21 protein-coding genes and 1 pseudogene are annotated in these 24,589 nt (G+C 72.8%); 11 read left to right on the plus strand and 11 right to left on the minus strand.

The genetic code is table 11. The features are described from left to right. The first annotated feature begins 281 nt into the window (after positions 1–281). Positions 282–980 (plus strand): hypothetical protein, encoded by a 699-nt coding sequence (locus WMF26_RS45125; RefSeq protein ID WP_437997752.1) that lies wholly within the window; start codon positions 282–284, stop codon positions 978–980. Positions 981–1,167: 187 nt separating this feature from the next. Here WMF26_RS45125 and WMF26_RS45130 read toward each other — a convergent pair whose 3' ends face one another. After that, positions 1,168–2,778, minus strand: coding sequence for an SBBP repeat-containing protein (locus WMF26_RS45130; protein ID WP_437997753.1), 1,611 nt, complete (start codon positions 2,776–2,778; stop codon positions 1,168–1,170). Positions 2,779–3,161: 383 nt separating this feature from the next. Between WMF26_RS45130 and WMF26_RS45135 the strand changes: the two genes are divergently transcribed. The 3 genes from WMF26_RS45135 to WMF26_RS45145 all read left to right on the plus strand — a co-directional run bounded on the left by WMF26_RS45135 (position 3,162) and on the right by WMF26_RS45145 (position 7,218). Further along, positions 3,162–4,307 carry an SUMF1/EgtB/PvdO family nonheme iron enzyme gene (locus WMF26_RS45135; RefSeq protein ID WP_437997754.1) on the plus strand — a complete coding sequence of 382 codons (1,146 nt, stop codon included), beginning with the start codon at positions 3,162–3,164 and terminating at the stop codon, positions 4,305–4,307. Between the two features lie 139 nt (positions 4,308–4,446). Then, on the plus strand, positions 4,447–5,589 hold the full coding sequence (locus WMF26_RS45140) for a PEGA domain-containing protein (protein WP_437997755.1): 1,143 nt from the start codon (positions 4,447–4,449) through the stop codon (positions 5,587–5,589). Positions 5,590–5,598: 9 nt separating this feature from the next. Continuing rightward, positions 5,599–7,218, plus strand: coding sequence for a hypothetical protein (locus WMF26_RS45145; RefSeq protein ID WP_437997756.1), 1,620 nt, complete (start codon positions 5,599–5,601; stop codon positions 7,216–7,218). Positions 7,219–7,281: 63 nt separating this feature from the next. Here WMF26_RS45145 and WMF26_RS45150 read toward each other — a convergent pair whose 3' ends face one another. Next, positions 7,282–8,466, minus strand: a complete 1,185-nt coding sequence (locus WMF26_RS45150; RefSeq protein ID WP_437997757.1) for an RNA polymerase sigma factor — start codon at positions 8,464–8,466, stop codon at positions 7,282–7,284. A gap of 355 nt (positions 8,467–8,821) precedes the next feature. Here WMF26_RS45150 and WMF26_RS45155 point away from each other — a divergent pair, with 355 nt between their 5' ends. The 3 genes and pseudogenes from WMF26_RS45155 to WMF26_RS45165 all read left to right on the plus strand — a co-directional run bounded on the left by WMF26_RS45155 (position 8,822) and on the right by WMF26_RS45165 (position 10,698). Beyond that, positions 8,822–9,157, plus strand: coding sequence for a nucleotidyltransferase domain-containing protein (locus WMF26_RS45155; RefSeq protein ID WP_437997758.1), 336 nt, complete (start codon positions 8,822–8,824; stop codon positions 9,155–9,157). Positions 9,158–9,259: 102 nt separating this feature from the next. Continuing rightward, positions 9,260–9,547 (plus strand): annotated as a pseudogene (locus tag WMF26_RS45160) (HEPN domain-containing protein); the annotation flags it as partial. A 281-nt stretch (positions 9,548–9,828) separates the two neighbouring features. Further along, positions 9,829–10,698, plus strand: coding sequence for a hypothetical protein (locus WMF26_RS45165; protein ID WP_437997759.1), 870 nt, complete (start codon positions 9,829–9,831; stop codon positions 10,696–10,698). 701 nt (positions 10,699–11,399) lie between these two features. Here WMF26_RS45165 and WMF26_RS45170 read toward each other — a convergent pair. The 3 genes from WMF26_RS45170 to gloB all read right to left on the minus strand — a co-directional run bounded on the left by WMF26_RS45170 (position 11,400) and on the right by gloB (position 14,922). Further along, positions 11,400–12,326: an NAD(P)-binding domain-containing protein gene (locus WMF26_RS45170; RefSeq protein ID WP_437997760.1), complete on the minus strand. Its 927-nt coding sequence runs from the start codon at positions 12,324–12,326 to the stop codon at positions 11,400–11,402. After that, positions 12,323–14,101, minus strand: coding sequence for a 1-acyl-sn-glycerol-3-phosphate acyltransferase (locus tag WMF26_RS45175; RefSeq protein ID WP_437997761.1), 1,779 nt, complete (start codon positions 14,099–14,101; stop codon positions 12,323–12,325). The genes WMF26_RS45170 and WMF26_RS45175 overlap by 4 nt, the downstream gene beginning before the upstream one ends. 65 nt (positions 14,102–14,166) lie before the next feature. Next, the gene (gene gloB, locus WMF26_RS45180) at positions 14,167–14,922 is read right to left on the minus strand and encodes a hydroxyacylglutathione hydrolase (protein ID WP_437997762.1); all 756 of its coding nucleotides are present in this window, start codon (positions 14,920–14,922) and stop codon (positions 14,167–14,169) included. Positions 14,923–15,089: 167 nt separating this feature from the next. Here gloB and WMF26_RS45185 point away from each other — a divergent pair, with 167 nt between their 5' ends. Beyond that, on the plus strand, positions 15,090–16,094 hold the full coding sequence (locus WMF26_RS45185) for a hypothetical protein (RefSeq protein WP_061624213.1): 1,005 nt from the start codon (positions 15,090–15,092) through the stop codon (positions 16,092–16,094). Between the two features lie 120 nt (positions 16,095–16,214). Then, positions 16,215–17,369 (plus strand): bifunctional methionine sulfoxide reductase B/A protein, encoded by a 1,155-nt coding sequence (locus WMF26_RS45190; RefSeq protein WP_438002489.1) that lies wholly within the window; start codon positions 16,215–16,217, stop codon positions 17,367–17,369. 140 nt (positions 17,370–17,509) lie between these two features. Here WMF26_RS45190 and lpdA read toward each other — a convergent pair whose 3' ends face one another. From lpdA to WMF26_RS45220, 6 genes are all read right to left on the minus strand, one after another. Continuing rightward, positions 17,510–18,916 carry a dihydrolipoyl dehydrogenase gene (gene lpdA / locus WMF26_RS45195; RefSeq protein WP_061624214.1) on the minus strand — a complete coding sequence of 469 codons (1,407 nt, stop codon included), beginning with the start codon at positions 18,914–18,916 and terminating at the stop codon, positions 17,510–17,512. A 163-nt stretch (positions 18,917–19,079) separates the two neighbouring features. After that, a complete protein-coding gene (locus WMF26_RS45200) occupies positions 19,080–20,270 on the minus strand; it encodes a thiamine pyrophosphate-dependent dehydrogenase E1 component subunit alpha (RefSeq protein ID WP_437997763.1) in 1,191 nt (396 codons plus the stop codon). Positions 20,271–20,377: 107 nt separating this feature from the next. Further along, positions 20,378–20,653, minus strand: coding sequence for a hypothetical protein (locus WMF26_RS45205; protein WP_061624216.1), 276 nt, complete (start codon positions 20,651–20,653; stop codon positions 20,378–20,380). Positions 20,654–20,761: 108 nt separating this feature from the next. Further along, entirely contained in the window at positions 20,762–21,376 is a 615-nt protein-coding gene (locus tag WMF26_RS45210) for a DUF4149 domain-containing protein (RefSeq protein ID WP_437334211.1), read from the minus strand. Then, positions 21,373–22,419 carry a HEAT repeat domain-containing protein gene (locus tag WMF26_RS45215; RefSeq protein ID WP_437997764.1) on the minus strand — a complete coding sequence of 349 codons (1,047 nt, stop codon included), beginning with the start codon at positions 22,417–22,419 and terminating at the stop codon, positions 21,373–21,375. Before WMF26_RS45215 ends, WMF26_RS45210 begins: the two co-directional genes overlap by 4 nt. 53 nt (positions 22,420–22,472) lie before the next feature. Next, positions 22,473–23,192 carry a hypothetical protein gene (locus tag WMF26_RS45220; protein ID WP_437997765.1) on the minus strand — a complete coding sequence of 240 codons (720 nt, stop codon included), beginning with the start codon at positions 23,190–23,192 and terminating at the stop codon, positions 22,473–22,475. A 160-nt stretch (positions 23,193–23,352) separates the two neighbouring features. Between WMF26_RS45220 and WMF26_RS45225 the strand changes: the two genes are divergently transcribed. Next, complete coding sequence (locus tag WMF26_RS45225; protein WP_437997766.1) at positions 23,353–23,658, plus strand: YfhL family 4Fe-4S dicluster ferredoxin; 306 nt, start codon at positions 23,353–23,355, stop codon at positions 23,656–23,658. Positions 23,659–23,751: 93 nt separating this feature from the next. Beyond that, positions 23,752–24,549 (plus strand): hypothetical protein, encoded by a 798-nt coding sequence (locus WMF26_RS45230; RefSeq protein ID WP_437997767.1) that lies wholly within the window; start codon positions 23,752–23,754, stop codon positions 24,547–24,549. The last annotated feature ends 40 nt before the right edge of the window (positions 24,550–24,589 follow it).

Below are 24,589 nucleotides of genomic sequence, written 5' to 3' on the forward strand. Positions count from 1 at the left end.
GGGGGCGCGGGGGCGGGATGAGGGGGCGCGGGGGCGGGATGAGGGGGCCGGCGCCGAGCTGAGGGCCCGCGCCGGGCTCACTGCCATTCGAGGGCGCCGCCGGCGACCATGAGCATCGGCGCGGCGGGCCGGGGTGCCAGCGGACGCGGGCGCGGAAACGCTCACGCGGGGGCATCGAGGCGGCAAAAAAGGTCTTGCCGGGGGAATGCAGCAGGCGAACGATCGCGCGGCGCTGGGGGTAATCATCTGGAAGGCCCGCGGCGCGCCCAAGGAGGACGGCGATGCGCGGCAGAATTTCTTCTCTTGTGTTCGTCTTCTGTTTCGTTGCGGGCGGAACCATCGCGGCCTGCTCGGGCGAGACGACGGAGAACCCCGGCGGCGACGGGGGGAGCGGCGGCAGCGGCAGCGGGGGAACGACGAGCAGCACGACGTCGAGCACGACGGGGGCGAGCAGCAGCAGCTCGACGACGGCCGCGTCCACGACGGCGGCGTCGACCGGAGCGGGCGGCGCCGGAGGCGGCACCGTGTGCGATCAGGCGTGCGACAAGGCCGAGGAGTGCATGGTTCCCGTGTGCGACCTCTTCACGTTCGACTGCGCAGAGCCGGCGGCGGAGTGCGGCGCTCAGTGCGTGCGCGACGCGACGTGCGAGCAGCTCCAGTCGCTCACAGGGGATGCCGTGGATCCGGAGCTCGCCGGCTGCCTGAGCGAGTGCCAGGGGACGGAAGGAGGCAGCGGCGTGGAGTGCCTGAGCTGCGCAGGACAAAACGGCTGTCTGACCGCTTGCGCGTTCGATGAGGACTGCCAGCCTTGGCTCCGGTGCGCACAAGCGTGCATGGAGAGCGACCCTCAGCCGCAGTGCTTCAGCGACTGCGACACAGCTCACCCTGGCGCTGAAGAGATGGCCGACGCCGTGTATGCCTGCGCCTGCACGGACTGCAGCGAGAGCTGTGGTGCCGTCGCAGATCCGTGCAACCAGTAGGGCAGGTAGCACGGAAATCTCGCCTCACGGCTCGTCTTTTGTCGTCAGGCACCCACCCAGCCGTCATCAACGCGGCTCACGAGCTCGCCCCCGCGGGCGCCACCTTACACGCCCACCGCACGCACCTCGGCGCGCGACCCGTCCCCTGCCAGGACGCCTGCGCTCGAGCGCGCTCCGCGCACTCGAGTCACGGCTGGAACTTCGCCACCCATATATCGCTCTCCCCTTCCGGGCTCATAACACCTTCACCGAGGTCGATACCACTACTCGCACGCCCAGCAACCAGCAACTCTTGAGCGCCACGACGCGCCAGCGACGCAACACTATAATCCCCCACCTCGCTGAAAGCTCGATCCCAAAGCAGCTTCGCATCATCACTCATCCCCAACAACAACAAGTCTTTCGCTGAACCCGGACGGAGCACCTTGCCATCCAGCTCCACATCACCAGTGAGCCTCCCCACGGCCAGCAAGCCACCTTGCGGTTCGACGGACAGATACCCAACATCCATACCGTCCATATCAAATATCCTATGCCATCGATAGGCGTTCGCGGTCGTATACTTGAACACTGTCCGCGCGAAGGTATTCGCGACCAGCTCTCCACCGCCGACGTCAAACGCACCTCTGAATGTAGCGAGCACCACAGGCCCACCTAGCCTATCCACAGCGACAGAATCTACCGAATCGTCCTCGGTTCCACCAAACGCTCTCGCCCAGCTCACGAGACCGCGATTCGTCAATTTGGAAAGAAAGACATCGGAACCGCCGGACGACACAAACGAAGCGTCGCCGATGCTCAAGCCATCATAAAAATGACCAACGACGATCACATTGCCGGCGGAATCCACCGCAACGCCATGCGCATACTGAGAACCCTCGCCACCAAAAGTGTTGACCCATCCGGTGGAAGCATCAATTAAGCCGTCGGAAGATCGCATCTTCGCAACGAACACATCCGCCAAATCCGTCGCATTGGAAACAACGTGATTGTCGTCAAACCGCACATCACCACAGTAGTCGCCCACAACAACGACATCCCCATCCGGAGCGAACGCCATCGACCTCACGACGGTTGGCACGATTCCGCAGAAACCACCGCCGAGCGCTCTTCGCCACGACAGCTCTCCATCCGGATCGTACCGGTGTAGCACCAGATCCAGAAACACCGGGTTAAAACCAATCTCAATAGTAGCAACGATGGGATGCCCGTCGGGGCCAACGGAGAGCGAGTACACCGACTCGTCACGTATACCACCAAGCTGCCGACTCCACACGAACTCTCCTGAGGGAGAAAGCTTAACCAGAAACGCATCGCTTTTCCCGGAAGCGATAAGCACGTTTTCCCCCAATGAGATCGCCCCACTGAACGAGCCTGCGACATAGACATTACCCACCGCGTCTACCGCGATGCCATTTACCGTCTCCTCCTCGGCGCCACCGATGAGCCTCGCCCACGCGACGCAGTCCTTCCCGTCGCAGTCCTCGTCCTCCGGGCTCGCGCACGTCTCTGCCGCCGGCGTCACCTCACCCGCGCACGCCTCGTAGCCGGAGCCATCCTCCTTGCACGCCTGCGTCCCGGCTTGGCAGATCCCGACGTCCTCCGTCCCCGGAGGGCCGGAGTAACACTCGACCTCACGCTCCGGCTCGCACGTGCCACCTCCGCCCGAGCCCGCCGACGTCGCCCCGCCGGCAGGCACGCCGTCCTTGAAGTCGTCGAGGCCGAGCACCAGACCGCAACCGGATGCCGCCAGGATGCCGAAGCCAGCGAGGCATCGAAGCGATGTGCGCATTCTCATGCGCGGCATCGTAGAACGACAGACGCAGGGCGTCAGCCGGAGCGCATCTCCCGGACAGTCGAGCGGGATACCGCCTCATGCCACGTTCGCCGCAGGCGCCTCGCGCGGCGCGCCGTCCCGCGCCGTCGCCGAGGCGTCCCCCTTCAGCTCGACGTGACCCGACTTACCTCGACGTGAGCTCAGAAGCGCGGCGCGGCTGCGTGGGATCGCGGCGACCAGCGGAGCGCGCCGCGATCCCACGCAGCCGCGCGCCGGGCGCGTGTACACTCCGCCTCGTGCCGTCCGCGCCGCGCCGCGATTGCCTCCGGGCTCGCCTGTCTCTCCTCTGTGCCCGCCAGCCTTCGAGGTCCTCGCTCCCCCGGCGCCGCCTGTCACGATGCGCGATGCCGGGCTTGCTCGCCGTGCTGGCGTGGATGACGGCGTGCACGGGTCCGAGCGACGGCGGCGGCAGCCCGGCAGCGAAGGCGGACGCCCTTGGCCAGGGCCACGTGGCGCACGCGGCCGAGGGAACGGCGCCCGCCGCGGCTTCCGCGCTCGCGTCCGCCGCGGCTTCCGCGCTCGCGGCCGCTCCGGCGCCCGCCGCGCCAGCGTCCGCCGGCAGCGCGCACGCCGGCGCCGCCATCCCGGGCGGCGCAGCCGCCGAGCCCGCGTCGATCGCCGCCGGCGCGAGCGCCGCCCCGGTCGAGCCGCGCCCGCCCGGCTCGACCAGCGCCGCGCTCTCCGTCTTCCCCCCGCAGCCGCTCGGGATTTCGCTCTCGCTCGGCTCCTGCCCCGCCGACATGGTCCTCGTCGGCGGCTCCTGCATCGACCGCTACGAGGCGCACCTCGTCACCGATGCCGGCGGCGAGCTCGCCGTGCACCCGCACTTCAAGCGGCCCGAGCCGGGCGTCCGCTACGTCGCGCGCAGCGAGGCCGGCGTCTTCCCGCAGGCGTACATCAGCCGCGTCGAGGCCAAGGCCGCGTGCGCCGCCGCCGGCAAGCGCCTGTGCACGCGGCGCGAGTGGCAGCGCGCCTGCCGCGGCAACGGCGTCCACCGCTATCCTTACGGCCCCCGCGGCGAGCGCGGGCGGTGCAACACGGGCAAAGCCCACCTCCTGAGAGAGGTCTTCGGTGAGCACCCGCCGGGCGGGTGGAGCTACGAGCGCCACTTCAACAGCCCAGAGCTCAACCAGAAGCCAGGATTCCTGGCGAGGAGCGGCGATCACGCCGGCTGCGCCAGCGAGCTCGGCGTCCACGACATGATCGGCAACCTCCACGAGTGGGTCAGCGACATGGTCGATCACGAGCTCGTGATGCGCATGCAGACCGAGGGCGTGGAGCGCCGCGCTCAGCCCTGGCACGAGGGCAACGGCGTGTTCATGGGCGGCTTCTTCAGCACGACCAGCGAGCTGGGCCCGGGCTGCTACTTCACCACGATCGCCCACGAGCCGGCCTATCACGACTACTCGACGGGATTCCGGTGCTGCGATGACGCCGAGCTGCCGGCGGCGCCGGAGGCGGCCGGGGCGATCAAGCGGGACGGCCGCTGACGGCGCGGCCGGCTGCGACGTGCAGCTCGGGGCACAGGAACCAGCTCCGATCGGCCCCATGGGGCCGAGGCGGGTCCCGGGTGGACTTCGCGCCAAAACAGGGCGCGTCGAGCCGCCTGACTCCCGTTAGGATGCAGCCATGTTCCCCGGCCGCCACGCTGTGTCGCTTGCCCTGAGCGCCGCACTCGCCCTGGGGGTCGTGCCTGCGTCGGCGGAGCCGGACGCCTCCGGGCGATCTCCAGCTTCCGCCGCGCCGACTGCGGAAACCGCCTCGCGCGACGCCCTCCATCGCGCCGATGAGGCGCGGCGCGCCGGCCGGTTCGCCGATGCCGTCGACGCTTACCGGGCCGCTCTGGAGGAGCATCGCGACCCGGCGCTCCCGCTCGCGAAGCGCGCCGAGGTGCTCGGGGAGCTCGGCCTGTGCGAGCTCGCGCTCGGCGCGCACCGGGGCGCCGCGGAGCACCTGCACCTGAGCCTCCAGCACCGGAGCCTGCTCTCCGTCGAGCAGCAGAGGCGCTTCGAGGCCGCGCAGAAGCAGGCCGAGCGCGAGGTCGGCACGCTCTTCCTCGCCGTGAGCCCCCGCGACGCCGAGGTGCTCCTCGACGGGAAATCGCTCGGCGCATCGCGCCCGACCCACGTCGTCTTCGTCGAGCCCGGACCGCACACGATCCGCGCGAGGCTCGCCGGATACGCCGACGCGACGGCGGCGCTCCAGGCCGCGCGCGGCTCCTCGTCGAGCGTGACGCTCGCCCTTCCCGCGAGGACGTCATCCCCGATGCCCTCCCGCGAGGTGAGCGGCGCGCCCGCGCACGCTCCCGCGCCAGCCGAGGCTCCCGGCGCGCCCGCCCACACGCTGCGGCGGATCGCCCTCGGGACCGCCGCGGCGGGCGTCGTCCTCGGCGTCGGCTTCTGGGTCGCCGCCGGCGTGCTCGACGGCGTCGTCGACGAGCGCGCCGCGAGCCTCCGCGCGCGCGGCGGGTCCGGCGCGTGCAACGGCACCGCATTCCCGACGGAGTGCAAGCACCAGGAGTTCCTCATCGCGCGGCGCGACGGCGTTGGCGCGGCGGCCATCGCGGTCCTCGTCGCGAGCGGCGCGCTCGGGGCGCTCGCCGTGTCGTCGTACTGGTGGGCCCCGGACACATCGCCGCGTCCAGCGATCGGCTTCGGGCCCGCGACCGCGGACGCGCCGGACACCTCGCCGCGCGTGGCGATCGGCCTCGGGCCCGTCGACGCGGACGCGCCGGGGTTGTCTCCCGGCGTGACGTTCCAGGCCGTGTGGTAGCCTGCTCCCGTGACCTGGGGCACACGAGGGTGGCACGCTGCGGTGCGCTGCGCGCTCGGCGCTGCCGCGAGCGCCGCGATCGGGTGCGGCAGCGCGGTCAGCGTCTGCGGGTGCTTTCCCTATGACTGCGCCGAGCACGTCGCGTGCGGCGCTCCCGACGCGCCGGAGACCGAGGTCGATCCCGACGCGCCTGGCGAGCCGGGCGCGCCTGCAGATCCCGAGGACATCCCCTGCGGCGGCGATCCGAGGGATGGCGCGCCCAAGGACGGCTGCGGTGTGTTCGCGAGCAGCAGCCTGGGCGACGACGCGAACCCGGGAACGCGCGCGCTGCCGGTGCGCACCGTGCGCCGGGCGATCGAGCTCTCGCGCCAGGGCGCGCGGCGCGTCTACGCCTGCGCGGAGATCTTCCCCGAGGCCGTCGAGGTTCCGGCCGGCACCCAGATCTGGGGAGGCCTCGACTGCGCGCACGGCTGGGCGTTCATCGGCGACCGCGCGCAGGCCACGCTCGCGCCCGCGCCGGACCTGATCCCGCTGCGGATCGAGGGAGGCGCCGGCAAGTCGCTCGTCGCGGACGTGCTCGCGCGGTCCGCCGATGCAGCGCAGCCGAGCGGCTCCTCGATCGCGGCGCTGGTCCTGCCCGGCGCGACCGTGACGTTCCTTCGCAGCGCGCTCGTCGCGGGGAACGGCGCCGCGGGCGCGCCGGGCGCGGGCGGAGGCGAGGGCGCCGCCGCGCCGGGTACGGACGGCCGCAGCGGTGGCGACGCGTGCTCTGCCGACGTGGTCCCGGGCGCGCCGTCGGTCACGACGACGTGCGACGACGTCGACTCGATCGGAGGCTCCGGAGGCGACGGCGCCGTCAGCAGCGGCGACGACGGGCGCGACGGGCTGCCGGAGCCGATCTCGAGCTCGATGGAGTGGGGGCACGCGGGGCAGGGTCAGACGCTCGGCGCGGATTGCACCGACGGGATGCAGGGCCTCTCGGGTGCCCACGGCGCGCACGGCCGCGGGGCGGTAGGGCGCGGGGGCATGATCATGCGAGCGGGCTGGGAGGGCGTCCACGGCACGGACGGCGCGCGGGGGATCTCCGGCCAGGGCGGCGGGGGCGGCGGCGGGACGCTCGGCGGGGTGATGTACTGCGGCATGTCGACGGCGACGCCGAAGGGCGGGGCCAGCGGCGGCTCGGGCGGGGGCGGCGGCTGCGGGGGCAAGGGGGGACAGGGCGGCGGCTACGGCGGTGCGAGCATCGCGCTGATCAGCCTGAGCGCCGGCGTGACGCTGCACGACACGAAGCTGTCCTCCGCGAACGGCGGCCATGGCGGCAACGGTGGCGCCGGGCAGATCGGCGGCGAGGGGGGCAGCCGCGGCAGCGGCGGCACAGCGAGGAACGGCTCGCTGCGGGGCTGCGACGGCGGGCGCGGCGGCCAGGGCGGCAACGGAGGTCACGGCGGCGGGGGCCTGGGTGGCCCGTCCATCGGGATCGCCTACCTGCTCGATCCGCCGGAGGTGCTTGGAACGCTGGCGCTGCGCATCGGCGAGCCGGGCAAGGGCGGCGCGGGCGGGCGCCCGGACATGATCGAGCTGGCCGGGCAAGATGGCGCGGTCGCCGAGGTGCTCGGCTTCGTTCAGTAGGCGCCGGCAGCACGAGCCCGCAGCGGACGCCGGCAGCAGAAGCGCGCCGATCCCGGGAAGGCGTCATGGAGTGGAGCTCCCGGCGTCGAGCTCGCGCAGGAGTGCTTCCCGCCGCTCGGCGAGCTTCCCCCGCGGGAACCGCCGCGCGTGGCGCGTGAGCAGCTCGGCGGCCTCGGCGACATGGCCGGCGCGCAGCGCGACCGCGGCCTCTTCGACGAGCCGGTGCTCCTCGGCGAGGCGCGCCCCGCTGTCGCCGGGGCGCTCCCGATCGCGGCGCGCGGCGGCGCTGGCCGGCGCTGCCGTGGGCGTCGCTGAGGCCGGCGGCGCGGTGCTCTCCGCGGTCTCCGCGAGCTCCACGCGGTGCGCGGCGCCGTCGTGCCGGCCTGCCGCCGGCGGCGCGCCGTCGAGAGCGCGCCGGGCGAGCGCCGCGTGCAGACCGATGCCGGCCTGAGCGCGCGCCGGCGCCGGTCCCGCGGAGGGCAGCGCGGCGCCGGCGGCAAGCACCGCCCCTGCGGCCGCGGCGGCGCAGAGGGGCTTCGCGACGCCGAGGGCGGCCGTGCCCCAGGTGCCTGCGCTGGCGGGCGCGCCGGCGCCCAGGTCCCCGAACCGGCGCAGCAGCCAGCCGCCGACGCGGTCGCGCAGCACGTCGCGCAGGAGCAACGCCGGCTGCCCGCCCTCGACGAAGGCCGGGAGGACCACCGGCGTTTCGTCCCACCCGCGCCGGCGCCAGCGCGCTCGCCGCCGCGCGTCGGCGGCCTCCAGATCCCGGCGCGCGAGGCGAAGGCGGCTCCACGCCGTGTTGACGGAGATGGCGAGGGCCTGGGCGATCTCGCCCATCTCCATCCCGAGGATGTCGTGCGCGACGAGGACGCAGCGCCGTTGCGGGCGCAGCTCGGCGAGCAGCGCATCGAGCGCCCTGTGCCGGTCGTCGTCGATGGCCCGGGACTCCGCGCTCGGCGATTCCTCCACGAGGGGCTCGAAGCCTTCTGGAGACCAGAGCTCCTCGCGGCGGCGATGGGCCCGGTCGCGGTAGTGCGAGAAGTGGTGCGTGGCGATGCTGATGAGCCAGGTGCGCAGGGTGCCCAGCTCGGGGTTGAACCGGCGCAGCCCGAGGTAGGCGCCCTGGAGCACCTCCTGCATCAGGTCGTCCAGGTCCTGCCGCGCCACGCCGAGGCGCAGCAGGTACGTGGCGAGCATCTCGCGATGCGTCCGCCAGATCGTCTCGAAGAGCGCGTCGTCTGATCCCAAGGCCACCTCACCTCGGCGCGCGCGAGCCCTCCGCAGGTCTTCGCGCCGCCGATCTCGCCATCCTCACTTCAGGAATTGCGGGCAGGCGCCCGGCGTCGTCACGGAATCGACGCCCTCGCCTTCGGCTGCGCCGGCCGCGAGTCGGAAGATCGTGGCGGGACGGGGAGGCGTCCCCGACGGATGGGATGGGCATGGCGCGTCGGCTGGCAGCGCACCGAAGGTGAACCGAGCGAGCAACCGATTCTTCTAGCCATGAGGGCGCAGGCGCCGTGCGCGCGCAGAGGCTTCGGCCACGTGGCTGTGCGCTCGACGGCCGGCGCCGGGCACGGTAGTTTACCGTGGTCTCTCGCGCTCCATGCCCATGCTGCACCCGCCGGCAACCGAGGAAGTTCCCGAGCCGTTGCTCTTCCGGATCGTCGAGAAGATGCGCCCGGTCGAGGTGTGGCTCTTCGGCAGCCGTGCACGGGGAACCGCGCGCCCGGGGAGCGACTGGGATCTCCTGGTCGTGCTGCCCGACGACGCGCTCGAGGACGATCTGGATTTGATGCGCGCGTGGCAGATGGTGAGGGATCTACGGATCCCCACGGATGTATACCCGGTCCGCCAGAGCGAGTTCGAGGAGGCCCGCGATCACGCGGGAACGCTGGCACGGACGGTGACGCACGAGGGGAGACGGGTCTATGCCCGGTGACCGCGTGGTCATGGGCTACCTTGCGGCAGCCGCCGACGATCTCGACGCAACCCGGCGTCTCGCGGCTCCCCCGGCAAACCGCCTTGATGCGTTGCGTACCACCTCCAGCAGGCTGCGGAAAAGCTCGTCAAGGCGGTTCTCGTGCACCGGAAGATCCATCCTGGCGTCGAGCACCGGATAGATGTGCTGGTAAGAATGCTCGACGCATCAGATCCGTGGCAGACGCTGCTGGATCCGCTCGACCGCTTCACCCCTTACGCCACGACGTACCGGTACCCGAGCCCGACAGGGCGCTTGAGGGCGAGCCCCGACGCCGCCAGCGTGCTGGCCGAAGTGGACGAGCTCGAGAGGCTCCTCGAGCGAGCGAGGCGGGAGTTCGGCTCGCCCTGAGCGAAGCGTCAGGCTCGAAGCGGGAGAAGAAGACGCTTCCATGGCGGAGCTGCTTCATTCCGTAGGTTCGGCTCCTCCAGCCGTCAGAGAGAAGTCGATTCTCCCGAAGCGCACGAAGACGCTGAGGCAAGAATCCGTCGCGCTGCACCCGTGCCTGGTGGTTGACCGGTTGAAGGCGGCTCCGGAAGGATGCCCGACGGACAACCTGCCGCAGGGCAGTTTGCTTGGACAACCGATGTCCCTGCTGAGCGAACAGCCTTCGCGGCCGCAAGGGAGGAATCGTGGCAACAGCGAGAACGAAGAAGAAGTCAGCGCCGGCCAAGCCGAGCGCGCCCGACGAAGCTGCCGAGGCGTTTGCGCAGATCGAGCCCGAGCTCGATCGCATCGAGAAGGTCGTTCCCATCAACGTCGACATCCCGCGCGCGGTCGCCGTCGCGGTGGGCGCCGTTCCGCACCTCAAGGCGCTGCGGGCGCGCTTCGTGGACGAGCTGCCCAGGTTCCCGATCGAGGCGCTGGACAAGCTGATGAGCTACGCGCTCGGCGCCTGGTACGCGCACCTCTTGGCGCTGCCCGCCGGTCCGGGCCAGGACGGGCTGAAGCGGCTCCTCGACGAGGCGTCCGCGCTGCGCGCCGACCTGCTCGTGGCAGCCGAGGCCCTCGCGCACAAGGGTTTCGTGGATGCGGGCCGGGTCGCGGAGATCCGGAGCGGCAACGGCCACCTCGACACGGCCAACGACCTTGTCGCGCTGGCCGCGCTCTTCGGGGAGTCGTGGGGCGCCGTGAAGCACAAGACGACGGTGGAGTGGCCGGAGGTCGAGCGCGCGTCGAAGCTCGGTCCGGAGCTGCTCGTGGCCCTCGGCGCGCGCAACCAGCCGGGGGTGCCGGCGCCCAAGGCGGCCGATCCGGCGGATCGGCGCGCGCGGGCGTTCACGCTGCTCGTGCGGGCGTACGACCAGTGCCGCCGCGGCGTGACGTACCTGCGGTGGGTCGAGGGGGACTACGACGCGATCGCGCCGTCGCTGTTCGCAGGGCGCGGCGGAGCGCGGCGCGGGGGGTCGGCGAAGGAGGAGTCGGCGGACGAGGGGGCGGAGGGAGAGGCCGCGGGAGAAGGCGGGTGGAGCGCGGACGACGGCGAGGCGCCGGAGGAGTAGCGCGGCGGAAGGGCCGGAGGCGGGGGCGGCGAGGCCCCCACCTCGAGGCCGGAGCAACGGACGCGGCGGGGCGGCGCTGAACGACCGGCCCCGTCGGTCTCGCCGCCCTCCGGCTCGGTGTGCCGCGCACACGGCGTCCACGATGACCGATCCGACCGGCCCAATCCCGCTGGACTCACGCTCTTCGAGCGATCGGACCGCCCCGTTGGGGACAGCGCGACCCCTGCGGGGGCGGTCGGACCGCCGCTCCGCTGTCAGGATCGTTGCCCAGCAGGCGGTCCGACCGCCTCCCCGCTGTCGAGATCGATGCCGAGAGCGCGGTCCGACCGCCTCCCCGCTGTCGAGATCGATGCCGAGAGCGCGGTCCGACCGCCTCCCGGGTGTCGAGATCGATGCCGGGAGGGCGGTCCGACCGCCTCCCCGCTGTCGAGATCGATATCGGGAGGGCGGTCCGACCGCCTCCCGTGCGGAAATTCACGTCGACGGAAGCCATCCGACCGCCCCGTTTTGCCCGGAGCGGCTCAGCCCGTCGGCCGCTCCAGAGCGGTTCCGATCCATCTCTGGTACGAGCGTCGCAGAGCGGCGGTCACCCGCACAGGAGACGGGTCCAGATCGGCGTTTTCGGCGCGCAAGCGCACTCCTGTGCGCTGAGCACCGAAAACGTCGAGATGGGCCCGTATCCGAAGCGGGTGACCGCCGCTCTACGCCGCGAACATCCGGTCGAGGACCACCCTCGGCTCGCCGCCCTGCAGGATCGCCTCGAGCGCCTCGAACACCCCGCCATCCACCCTCCGCGCCTTCGCGAACGCCACGATGCGCGGGATCAGCGGGATCGCCTCCACGCGCAGCCGGGCCTCCGCGACCGCCTCGTCGAGCGTCCGCCCGCGCGCGAGCGCCTTGCCGAGGATCACCTCGGGGCGGCCCGCGAGCCGGATCGACGCGAGCAGATCGCCATAACCGCCGAGCCCCAGCATCGTCCGCTCCTCCGCGCCCGCCGCGGCGGCGATGCGCGCCGCGCTGTCGACCGCCCGCGAGATGAGCGCGGCAAGCAGCCCCGGCCCGGCGCCCGCCTGCTCGGCGAAGCCGACGCCGACCGCCAGGCACCCCACCAGCGCCGACGCCCACTCCAGGCCCTGGAGATCCGGCGTCGTGTAGACGTGGAGCGCGGGCGACTGGAACGCCGCGGTCACCGCCGCGTGCACCTCGGGGAACCGCGAGCCGCACACCATCGCCGAGGGGCGGCCCTCCCGCAGCTCGTCCTCCTGCACCGGGCCGCCCAGCGCGCCCACCCGGCGCGCCGGGGTCTCCTCGCGCACGAGATCCGAGACGGTCTTCAGCGCCTCGCCCTCGAGGCCGCGCACGCCGTGGATCACGAGGTGCGCGCCATCCATGTGATCGCCGAGCGCGCGCAGCGCCGTCCGGGCCGCGTTCGACGGCACCGCGATCACGAGCAGCCGCGCCCGCGCGACCTCCGCGTGATCCCGCACGATCCGCGGGCCGTCGTTGATCTGTGGGTGCTCACGGCGCGAGTACAGGAGCACCTCGGCCCCGGTGCGGCTCGCCGCGAGCGCGAGCGCCACGCCCCAGAAGCCGCCGCCGATGACCCCGACCGCCGGACGCGCGCTCACCGACCACCTCCGGCGCCGTTCATCGAGCCCGCGGAGCCCGCGCGCGCCGCCGCGGCGCCGCCGCGCGCCGAGGACGCGCCCCGCGGCTGCTGCTCGTCGAACGAAGGCGGCGGCGAGGACGGCGCGAGCGGCGGGAGCGGCGGCTGGACCTGCAGGCCGGAAGGGACGCCGGGCGGCGCGATCACGTCCCACGCGACGCCGTGCGCGGCGAGGCGGTTCTGGTAGTAGAAAAGCAGGTTGGTGTCGCAGATGGCGATGCCGTCCGGCCGCGAGTCGAGCACCGGCGTCGCGTGGTACCCGGCGAAGGCGCGCAGCGCGCGCTCGACAATGTCCCCGCCCGACCCGAGCCGGACGTCCTCGCCCAGCACGACGCACCCCTGCTGCTCGAGCGCGCGCAGCCGGTCGCACAGCGCCATGACGTCGGCCGCGAGGTCGTCGCGCGGCACCGTGAGCACGTCGCGCTGGCGGAGCACCGTGAAGAGGTCCGCCGCCGGCGCGTGGGCGCGGAGCCGGGCGAAGCTCGCCGCCGCGACGACGTGCGTCGCCATCACGACCGTGTCGCGCGCGTACGCCCGGCAGATCTCCTCGCCGAGCTCGCGGGCGTACTGGGCGTCGCGCGCCGCGTCGATGTTCGGGACGCCGTCCTGGTCCTTCACGTAGCTCGCCGGGTCGACCTCGCGCCCGCGCGCGTCGAACGAGCGCCCGAGCTCGTCGACCCGGTTGCCGAACGGATCGAGCGGCTCCGAGAAGCGGATGACCACGGCGGCGTTCATCGCGAGGAGCTTGCGGAGGAACGAGGCGATGCGGCCGATCCGGCTCGACTCGTCGTCCTCGATGATGAAGCGGCCCTTGCCGGCCTCGGAGAGGAAATCGGCGATCAGCGTCTCGGCCTCGAGCGTGATGAGGTAGTTGATCGTGGCCGGGACGAAGAAGATGCGGCGCTCGCGGCCGCTCAGCAGCGTCCGCGTGTAGGCCTCGAAGGCGCTGCCGACGAGGCCGAGCTTGAGCCTCCGCTCGACGCCGCCCGAGCGCGACCGCGTGCCCCCGGGGAAGAACAGCGAGTGGTAGCCGCGCTCGAGGAGCACGCTCGAGTACGTCTTCAGCACGTCCTTGTAGAGGTTGTGCCGGATGCGCCGGTCCACCCGGTAGGCGCCGAGGTTGTGCATGAAGAACGAGAGGACCGGGTTCGTGAACAGGTTCTTGCCGGCGCCGTAGGTGGCGGGCGGCAGGCCGGCGCGCTCGAGGGCGTAGCCGAACACGATCGAGTCCATGTTCGAGAGGTGCGTCGGGACGTAGACCGCGGTGCCGCGCTGCACGAGCGACCGGAGCTTCGCGAGCGGGCCCTGCACGAGCACCCGGTCGGCGAGCAGCTCGAGGCTGACGAGCTTGCGCGGGTCGCGGACCACGGTCACGAGCTTGCGCGGCGCGAGCAGGGCGCTCACGACCGGCGGCAGCAGCCGCGACGACAGCTGGTAGACGCGCCGGTCGAAGTTCCCCGCGATGTCCCAGGCGTACTCCTCGGCGAGCTCGCGGAGGCGGCGGCGGCGCTCCGCGTCGTGCATGCGGCCGAGCGAGCGGGCGAGCCGCTGCCACTCGCCGAGCTCGCGGACGTCCTGCGGCTTCCGGGACCCCTCGAGGCGCTTCGCCTCCTGGTACGCCGCCTCGTTCATGGCGAGCAGCGGATCCCTCGTGGCGCCGATGACCCGGTCGACCACGGTGCGCACGATCTCGTCGCGCGCGTCGTTGAACCCGAAGATGGGAGCGCGGGAGTCCATGGCCTAGTCGTATAGAAAACAGGCGGCGGGCGCGAGCGGAATACGGCCGCGCGCGACGCCGTTGCTCAGCGGTAATCGTCCTTCGCGCGCCGCACGGCGGCGAACACGTCGGGCAGCGTGGGCCCCGGGAAGCGAGCCCGCACGGACGCCTCGCCGCAGCGCAGGAACGGGTTCGTCGCGAGCTCCTCGGCGATGGTGCTCCCGACCGTGGGCTCGCCGCGCTCGCGCGCCGCGCGGGCGGCCGCGAGCTTCCTGCGCACGGCCTCGTTCTCGGGCTCGACCGTCTCGGCGAAGCGGAGGTTGTTCACGGTGTACTCGTGGCCGCAGAAGACGCGCATGTGCACCGGGAGGGCGGCGAGCTTGGAGAGCGAGGCGTGCATCACCTCCGGTGTGCCCTCGAACATGCGGCCGCAGCCGCCGATGAAGAGCGTGTCCCCGGTGAAGACGGCGTCCTCGACGCAATAGGACACGGCGCCCATCGTGTGGCCGGGGACGTGCAGCGGCCGGAAGGTGAGGCCGGCGACCTCGACCGGCTTGCCCTCCTCGACCCGCTCGGTCTGGGCGGGCACGCGGCCGACGTCGCTCGCGTGCGCGTAGACGGGGAGGTCGCCGTAGCGCTGGCGGAGCGCCTCGTTGCCGCCGACGTGATCGTGGTGGTGGTGCGTGTTGATGATGGCGACCAGGCGGAGCTGCTCGCGCTCGAGCGCCGCGACGACCGGATCGGCCTCCGACGGGTCGATGACGATCGCCTCGCGCCGCCCGTCCGCGGCCGCGAGGTACGCGTAGTTGTCGCTGAGGCAGGGCACGGGGAGGATGCGCATGGGGCGAGAAATATAGTGCGGCGCGCCGGGGGAGCCTGTGAAAAACTCGGGGCAGAAGACGTAATGCGGTGCGCTTGTCGATTTCGATCGACATCGCGCTGGGGATGGCGCCGGCGGGCCGCCGCGCGCCGTGACGCGGGCGCGGTCGTGTGGCAGAGGGGCCGTGCATGGCGTCCGCCGAGCCCTCTGTCCGCTACCGCATCGGCGTCGATGAGAACGGCCTCGGCCCGCGGCTCGGTCCGATGGTGGTGACGGCCGTCCTCTCGCGCGTCACCGAGGCCGGCTGGGAGACCGCCGGCCGCGCGCCGCGCGGCGCCCTGGCGCAGCGGCTCGGCGACTCGAAGCAGCTCGTCGCGCACGGGGACGTCTCGCTCGGCGAGGCGTGGGCCCGCGCGCTCGTCGCGCGCGGCTGCGGCCGCGGGGCGGCGGCCGCCGAGCCGTCGTCGGTCGACGAGCTGATCCACGCGGTCGCGCTCGAGGACCGCGCCGCGCTGCGCGCGCTCTGCCCGGGCCACGTCGAGGCGCAGTGCTGGTCGACGGAGGGCGAGGGGTTCACCGCGCCGGACAAGCTGCTGCGCGCCATCGGCCGCGACCTCGACAAGCTCGCCGACAAGGGGGTCGAGATCGTGGCCGTGCGCTCGGTGCTGCTCTGCGCGAAGCGGATGAACGACGGGGTGCGCGCCGGGAAGAACCGGTTCGTGCTCGATCTCCACGCGATGGAGCGGCTCATCCTCGAGCTCGGCGGCCTCGCCGGCGCGGAGATCTTCGCGGTGTGCGGCAAGGTCGGCGGCTTCGGCAAGTACGGGTCGGCGTTCGGCCCGCTCGCCGGGCGGCTGCACCTCGCGCTCGAGGAGGGCCGCGCCCGCAGCGTCTACCGCTTCCCCGGGCTCGGCGAGATCGCGTTCGTCCGCGACAGCGACGCCTCGGATCTCTGCGTGGCGATGGCGTCGATGGTGGGCAAGTACGTGCGCGAGGCGCTGATGGAGCGGGTCGCGCGCCATTACCAGCGCGCGGTGCCGGGGCTGCACGGGGCGAGCGGCTACCACGATCCGGTGACCACGGCGTTCATCGGGGCGACCCGGCTCGTCCGCCGCGCGCGCGAGATCCCCGACGACTGCTTCGAGCGGCGCGCCGCCGAGGGCGAGGCCCCGCTCGAGGGCGGCAGCCCATAGCGCCGAGCCCGGCGAACGCCGAGCCCGGCGCCGCGCGGGGCCGCGGCCGCCGGGTGAAACCGCCGGCCTCGCGCGGCGTAGGAGGGGTGGATGCGCTACCCTCGACCGGCCAGGTGGACGATGAATTGGCTCCGCGCTGCTCGTCTCTTCTTCGCGCTCTTGCTCGTCGCGTCCGCCGCCCTGGTCGCGTGCTGGCGCGCGGGCGCTGCGGGGGAGGCGAGCAAGGCTGCCCCGGGGTCCAAGGAGGCTGTGACGATGTCGGATAGAACCTATCGCAAACCGTCGGAGGAGGCGCTGCGGAAGCAGCTCACGCCGCTCGCGTACGAGGTGACCCAGCGCGACGCGACCGAGCCGCCGTTCCGCAACGCCTTCTGGAACAACCACGACGCGGGCCTCTACGTGGATGTCGTGACCGGCGAGCCGCTCTTTTCGTCGCGCGACAAGTTCGACTCGGGCACCGGCTGGCCGAGCTTCACGCGCCCGGTCGAGCCGAACCGGGTCGTGGAGCGCTCGGACCGGGCCCACGGGATGGTCCGGACGGAGGTGCGCTCCAAGGCCGGCGACTCGCACCTCGGGCACGTCTTCGAGGACGGCCCTGCGCCGCGCGGGCTGCGGTACTGCATCAACTCTGCGTCTCTCCGGTTCATCCCGCTCGATCGCCTCGAGGCCGAGGGCTACGGCGCCTACCGGGCCCAGGTCGAGGGCCGGAGCCGCGCGCCGGCGGCGCAGGACGGCGCGAACGCCTGCGCCGTTCCGGCGTCGGGGGAGGCCCCCGGCTGCCAGACCACGCTGGAGACGGCCATCCTGGCGGGCGGCTGCTTCTGGGGGATGGAGGAGCTCCTCCGCAAGATCCCGGGCGTCCTCGAGACGGAGGTCGGTTACACCGGCGGCCGGACGAAGGACCCGACCTATCGCGACGTGAAGACCGGGGACACGGGGCACGCCGAGTCGGTGCGCATCGTCTTCGATCCGGCGAAGGTGTCGTATGCCGAGCTGCTCGAGAAATGGTTCTTCCGCATGCACGATCCGACGACGCGGAACCGCCAGGGCAACGATGTCGGCACGCAGTACCGCTCGGCCATCTTCGTGACGACGCCCGAGCAGCGCCGCGTCGCCGAGGAGGTGAAGGCGCGCGTGGACCGGAGCGGCAAGTGGCGCGCGCCGGTCGTGACCGAGATCGTGGAGGCCGGGGCGTTCACGCGCGCCGAGGAGTACCACCAGAAGTACCTGGTGAAGTACCCGGACGGGTACACGTGCCATTACATGCGCGACTGACGTGTCGATTCGGGCGCGCTTCTCTGACGGTTGCGACGAGTCGACCGGAAGCGGGCTAAAATCGCAAAGACGCAAAGAGAGAGAGCAGGACGAGCGGTCTTGCTCTCTCTCTCCGTCTTTGGCGCCTTCGCCTTAGGTGTTCAGCGGTTCGCGATGTGGATCGCCGCGCCCATGGCGTGGGCGGCGGCTTCCATCAGCGACTCGCCGAGGGTCGGGTGGGGGTGGATCGTGAGCGAGAGGTCCTCGAGGAAGGCCGCCATCTCGAGCGAGAGGGACGCCTCGCTGATCATCGTGCTCGCCTCCGGGCCGACGATGTGAACGCCGAGCACCTGCTTCGTCTTCTTGTCGGCGACGATCTTCACGAACCCCTCGGTCTCGTTCAGGGCCATGGCCTTGCCGAGCGCCGAGAACGGGAACTTGCCGACGCTGACCTCGAGGCCCTTCGCCTTCGCCTCCGCCTCGGTGAGCCCGACCGTCGCGATCTCCGGATCGGTGAAGATCGCGCCCGGGATCGCGACCCAGTCCTTCGCGGCCTTGTGCCCCGCGATGACCTCCGCGACGATCTCGCCCTCCTTCGTCGCCTTGTGCGCGAGCAGGGGCGGGCCGCTGACGTCGCCGATCGCGTAGATCGACGGCACGTTGGTGCGGCACGCCTTGTCGGTCGGGATGAACCCGCGCTGATCGACCGTCACGCCGACCTTCTCGAGGCCGAGCCCCTTCGAGGTCGGCCGCATGCCGACGGCGACCAGCACCGTGTCGACGACGATCGTCTGCTCCTTGCCCTCGATCTGGATCTTCACCCCGACCGAGCCGTCCTTCTGCTTCTCGTAGCCGATCGCCTTGGCGTTCTTGTGGATCGTGCCGCCGCGCTTCAGGATCTTGCGCTCGACGATCTTGGTGCAGTCGGGGTCGACGCCCGTGAGCAGGTCGGGCAGCGCCTCGACCACGGTGAGCTGCGAGCCGAAGGCCTGGTAGACCATGCCGAGCTCGAGGCCGATGACGCCGCCGCCGATCACCATCAGCCGCTTCGGGATCTGGCGCAGGCTCACCGCCTCCTTCGCGCCGATGATCGACTGGCCGTCGAACTTGAACGACGGGATCTCGATCGTGGTCGAGCCGGTGGCGATGACGATCGCCTTCTTCGCCTCGATCTGCTCCACCGAGCCGTCCGGCAGGGTCACGTCCACGCGCTTCGGCCCGACGATCGTCGCGGTGCCGGTCATCAGGTCGGCGCCGTTGCCCTTGAGCAGCGACCGGACGCCGCCGGTGAGCTTCTTGACGATGCCTTCCTTCCAGTCCTGCATCGCGTTGGCGTCGAGCTCGACACCGCTGACCTTGATCCCCATCGAGGCGCCGGCCTGCGACTTCTCGTAGAGGTGGGCGGCGGAGATCAGCGCCTTGGAGGGGATACACCCCCAGTTGAGGCAGACGCCGCCGGGCTGCTCCTTCTCGATGCAGAGCGTCGTCTGCTTGAGCTGAGCCAGCCGGATGGCGCAGGGGTAACCGCCCGGGCCGGCACCGATCACGATTGCGTCGTAGGTCTTCATCCTTGTCCTTGTTGTGCGCTTCGGAGACTGGGATTAGGGGCGCCGGGGTCCGTTAGACAAGCCCCTCGCCGACCAGCCCTGAGGCCGCGCCCGCAACCGCGAGCCGTGCCCGGGGTGTCCGGGGCTTACACGACCTCGCACCGAGGGGAAATCCCTCCGGTGGTCAGCGTCCGCCGCCGTGCGCGGGCGCTTTCGGGGAGCGCAGGAGCTCCGCGCGCTGGTCGCGCAGGTGCCAGGGCAGCTCGGCGTAGACGTCGTCGAACAGGGTCTCGCGGGCGGGCGGGTCCATCGCCTCGACCTCCGCGACGGCGGCGGCGATCTCGGCGTTGAGCTCCGCCTCGAGCGCGGCCTCCGCGGCGTCGTCGAGGAGGCCGCGGGCGGCGAGGTGGCGCCCGAGGCGCAGCAGGGGGTCGCGCGCCGTCCAGCGATCGACCTCCTCCTGCGACCGGTAGCGGCTCGGGTCGTCGCTCGAGGAGTGCGCGCCGACCCGGTAGGTGAGCGCCTCGATGAAGCTGGGGCCGCCGCCGGCCCGGGCCCGCGCGACCGCCTCGGAGACGGCGCGGTAGACCGCGACGACGTCGTTGCCGTCGACCCGCACCGACGGGACGCCGTAAGCGCGGCCCTTGACGGCGATCGTCCTGGAGGCCGTCTGCCGGTCGGTCGGCACGCTGATCGCCCAGTGGTTGTTCTGGCAGATCATCACGCAGGGCGCCTTGAAGACCCCGGCGAAGTTCATCGCGCTGTGGAAGTCGGGCTGGCTCGTCGCGCCGTCGCCCAGGAAGCCCACCACCACCGTGCGGTCGCGCCGCAACCTCGCGGCCCACGCGGCGCCGACCGCCTGGGGGATCTGCGGGCCGATGCAGCTCGACCAGGACACCTGGTTCACCTGCCGGCCGCTCATGTGCGACGGCATCTGGCGCCCCTTGAGGAGGTCGCCCGAGTTGCCGAACACCTGGGCCACGTAAGTGCGGAGCGGGAAGCCGCGCACCAGCATCATCACGCTCTCGCGCAGCGCGGGGAAGATCCAGTCCGTGGGCTCGAGCGCGAGCGCGGCGGCGATCGGCGTCGCCTCCTGGCCGGTGCACGCGCCGTAGAAGCCGACCCGCCCCTGCCGCTGGAGCAGGAGCATGCGCGCGTCCAGCAGCCGGAGGCGCTTGATCTCGCGGTACGCGCGCAGGAGCAGCGCGTCGGCCAGGCCGGGGTCGGTCGCGGGATCGAGCGTTCCGTCGTCGCGGAGGACGCTGAGCAAGCCCTCGTCGTCCGCCTCCCCCGCGCGGGGCGGCGGCGCGTGAGGTAGAGGGGCGCCTTCGGCCCTGATCGAGGCGCCGGGCGGCGTGGCTTCCAGCTCGCTCATGGCCGGACCATACCGCGAAATGGCGGCGATCGCGGCCCCTTCGGCGCGCTGGCGCGGGACCGCCCGGCCCGGTCGCCCGCCGGCGCGAACCGGCCCGCGCGCCGCGCTCAGCCGAGGAGGACGCGGAAGATCCGCTTGCTGTCGGAGAGGTAGTAATAGGCGGCGCGGTCCGCGTCGCCCATGAGATCGAGGATGGCGCGCTCCATCTGGTCCGGGCTCAGCGTGTTGGACACCTCCCAGGTGCCCGGCGTGACCTCGTCGCCCTGCCACGGTCCGGCGCAGAGCGCGACGAGGCGCGCGCGGTTCTCCTCGTCGGCGATCGAGAACGTGAGGATGTAGTCGTGGTTGACGAAGCCGCTATACAGCTTGTTGTCCCGCGGCATCTGGTCTCTCCCTGTCCTGGCCGCGCCGCGCGGCGGCGCCTCGCGCGCCGGTGCTCGGATCGGCGCCCCCGCGCCGGCGCCCGCGCGGGTGACGTGCGCCCCGCGCCCTCACCGCGGGCCGGGCGGCAGCGGCGCGGCCGCGTCCTCGTCGTCCTCGTCCTCCTCGGGGCGGCGCGCGCCGAGCGTGAAGACGTGCAGCGCGACGAGGCTCGCGCCGAGGAACACCTCCGACCGGCTCACGAGCTCGGCGCGGCGATGGGCGCGCTCGAGCTCCATGCCGCGCTCCCCCTCGCCGCGCCGCGCGCCCTCGCGGTGGAGCGCCGCGATGCGGGGCGTGAGCGCGAGGCCGACGTACGCGGCGCACCCGGCCATCGCCATGGCGACGACCCGGCGCACGCGGGCCGCGCGGCTCGCGCCCCGGCGCCCCGCCGCCCAGGTGCGCGCCACCTCCGCGCCGAGGAGGATCACGGCGGCGCCGAGCGCGAGCTGATCGAAGCGGGCGAAGGCCGCGCTCATCGCGTCGCCGGAGAAGGGGGCCGGGGTGAGCCGGAAGACGAACGGCGCGGCGCAGGCGCCCAGCGTCACGACGCCGCCGGCCCAGGCGCCCGCCGCGAGCGCGGCCACGCTCGCGGCCACGCGATCGATCAGGAAGCGGCGCGACGCGGCGCGCTCTTCGGGGCTCGGGGCGAGGTCGGCCTCGCTGAACTGGGCGTCATCGTTCATGCATCCACCTCGGAACCGTCGGAACCGTCGGAACCGATGGCGGCGAGCGCCTCCTCGACGGCCCCCTGATCGGCCTTCCGGTCGTCGCCGCGCATCGCCTCGATCGCCGGCCGGGCGGCCGCGAGGCGCGCGCGGCCGGCTGCAGCGACGGCGAGCGTGCGCCGGTGGCGGTCCCACGCGCCGAGCTCGCTCAGGATCTCGCGGACCGCGCGCTCGTGGCGCATCCGCGCGAGCGCGACGCGCGCGTGCCAGCGCAGCGGATCCCGGCCGAGGCCGAGCCGGCGCCCGAAGGCGCGCCGCTCGAGCGCGCCCCGCGAGGCGGCGAGGCCGAGCTCGCCGCAGAGCTCGATCGCCGCGGCCTCGTCCTCGTGGTCGACGCCGCGGAGCTTCCCTTCCACGACCTCGACGAGCACCGCGTGGCCCGCCGGATCGCCGAAGCGCGCGGTGACGACCGCCGCCGTGGCCCGGACGAGCGGCGACGCGTGGCCGAGCAGCGCGCGCGCCCGCGCCATGCACGGCGGGGGGAGCTCGCCGTTCTGCTCGCCCAGCTCCTCGAACATCCGCAGGGCGATGTGGCAGACGAGCGGGTCGCCGTCGTGGGTGGCCTGCATGACGGCCTCGAGCGCGTCGGCGGGCTGGGCGCAGACGCGGGGGAAGGCGATGACCGCCTGGAAGCGGACCTCGGGCCGCTCGTCCGAGAGCGCGCGTCGGAGCCGGCCCGTGGCGCGCACGTCGCCGATCTCGCCGAGCGCCGTGATCGCCATCTGCCGGACGTTGGGGTCCTCGTCCTCGACGGCGAGGAGCAGCGCGGGCAGCGCCTCGACGGCCTTCGTGTCGGCGAGGGCGATCGCCGCCGCCGCGCGCACGGCCGCGTGCGCGTCGGAGCGCAACGCGCCCTCGATCGCGCGCAGGACCCGCTCCCGCGCCGTCGCGGCATACGGGACGAGATCGGTCACCGCCTCCACGCGCACGGCGGGCTTCTGCGAGGCGACGTCGCGCAGCGCAGCCTCGAGCGTCCTCTTCGCGGGTGCCGGTCCGAACACGCGGCCAACGCTAGCACGGTCGCCGCGCGACGCCGGATCGCACCGCGCGGCGCTCAGCCGCCGCCCGCGCCGCCGGCGCCGCCCGAGCCGCCAGCGCCGCCCGAGCCGCCAGCGCCGCCGCCCTCGCCGTTCGAGCCGCCGGCGCCGCCCTCGCCCTCCGAGCCGCCGGCGCCGCCCTCGCCGTTCGAGCCGCCGGCGCCGCCCTCGCCTCCCGCGCCCGGCGTGTACGGCGTCCACGCGGGCTGCTCGGGCGCGGCCCCGCAGACCCCGGGCCCGCTGTCGATGTCGCCCGAGGTCTCGCCGGGCGCGCTCGGGGGAGAGGACGGATCCGGCAGGCACGCCTTCGAGCCCTCCGGCTCGGCGTCGATGATCGCGGCGCTGCGCTCGCCCGGCGGGATCGCCGCGGCGCTCCGGATGTCGCGCAGCGCGACGCACGAGTAGCCGCTGCGGCAGTCGTCGTCGTCGTCGCAGGTGGCCATGCAGAACGTCCGCTCGAAGCGCGGCCAGCGGACGTTCTCGAGCTCGCTGCACGCCTGATCCAGCACCGGGTTGAACGCGACGCAGACGCTGCTGCCCTGGCAGCTGTCCGGCCCGCAGTTGAAGACCGTGCAGTAGCCGCCGGGCTGCGTGCCGTCGCAGAAGAGCTCCTGCTCTTGCTGGGCGCAATCGAGCGACGTGATGCACGCGTCGCCGATCTGCGGGCCGCATGCGGCGAGCAGCGAGGAGGCGCCGAGAGCGGCGAGCAGGAGGGCGGGCCCGGTGAGGCGGAGCATCGAGGAGGGCCGCTTAGTACCGGCAGGGGCGCCGGCGCGCAAGCATACGCCAGCGCCGCCGCGCGGAACCTGCGCTCCCTTCCGCCCGAATTGACACCTTGCCCTCAGGCCTCTAGAAACGACCGGACCGGGGTTGACCCCGGAGAATGAAGCGAAGGCCATGGCGACTTACATCACCGAAGACTGCATCAACTGCGGCGCCTGCGAGCCGGAATGCCCGAACGAAGCCATCAGCGAGGGCGATGAGATCTACGTGATCGATCCGGAGCTCTGCACGGAGTGCGTCGGCTTCTACGACCACGAGGCGTGCCAGGCGGTGTGCCCGGTCGAGTGCTGCCTGCCGAACCCGCAGATCGTCGAGACCGAGGAGACGCTCATCGCGCGCGCGATCAAGCTGCACCCCGACGATGCCGAACTGCAGAAGCGTGCCGCCGCGAACGACTACCCCTCGCGCTTCCGCAAGTAGACCGTCATCCCGGGCACCGTCGCGTCGCCTCTCGGCCGCGCTCCCCATGTCTCCGCCGGCACCGTCGGTTCAACACAGCGCCCGGGTCACACCGTGATCCGGCGCTGGGCCGCAGCGATCCTCGCGGGGGCCTGCGCGGGCTGCCATGGCAGCGGGCCGCTGCTCCATCCGGCCCACGTCCTTCACCCGGGCAAGGTGAGCGTCGGCGCCGGCCTGTCGGGCGACATGGTCGTCGCCGGCGCGACGGCCGCCCCGCCGGGCGCCGCCGGCGACGCGGCAGCGGCCGAGGGCGCCGCGCAGCGGAAGCTCTCCGAGATCGCCGTGTCGCCGGGCGTCGCGCCGTGGGCCAGCGCCCGCGTCGGGATCGAGGGCGGGAACGAGGCAGGGCTGACGTACTCGGGGCGCGCCCTCCGGCTCGACGGGCGCCACGCGTTCCCGCTCGGCGACGCGGCCCTGTCGGTCGGCCTCGGCGCCTCGGCGCTCTTCGCCGGCGCTCCGGGCCCGACCGCGGCGGGGGGCGACGTCGTCGACGTCGTCGACGTCGTCGACGTCTACGGCGCCGGGGTCGACGTCCCGATCCTGCTCGGCTTCCGGTCGGACGCGGATCTCTACGCGCTCTGGTTCGGTCCGCGGCTCGGGCTCGAGCTCCTCGGCGGCGAGGTGCGGTTGCCGCCCGCCGGGTCGGCCTCCCGCGGGCCCCTCGTCGACGCGTCGGGCCAGCACCTCCGGCTCGGGTTCGTGCTGGGCGTGCGCGCCGGGTTCCGCCACGTACATGTCGCCCTGGAGGCGACAGCGACGTACCACCACGCCTCGGGCGAGATCGGCGGCGCCCCGGTCGCCATCGACCAGGGCACGATCGCCCCGGGCGGCGGCCTCACGGTCACGTTCTGACCGGACCGTAAAGCTGTAATATTGCGGATTCTTGCGCGGT

The organism is Sorangium sp. So ce185 (assembly GCF_051526825.1).
Classification (GTDB): Bacteria; Myxococcota_A; Polyangia; order Polyangiales; family Polyangiaceae; genus Sorangium; species Sorangium cellulosum_D.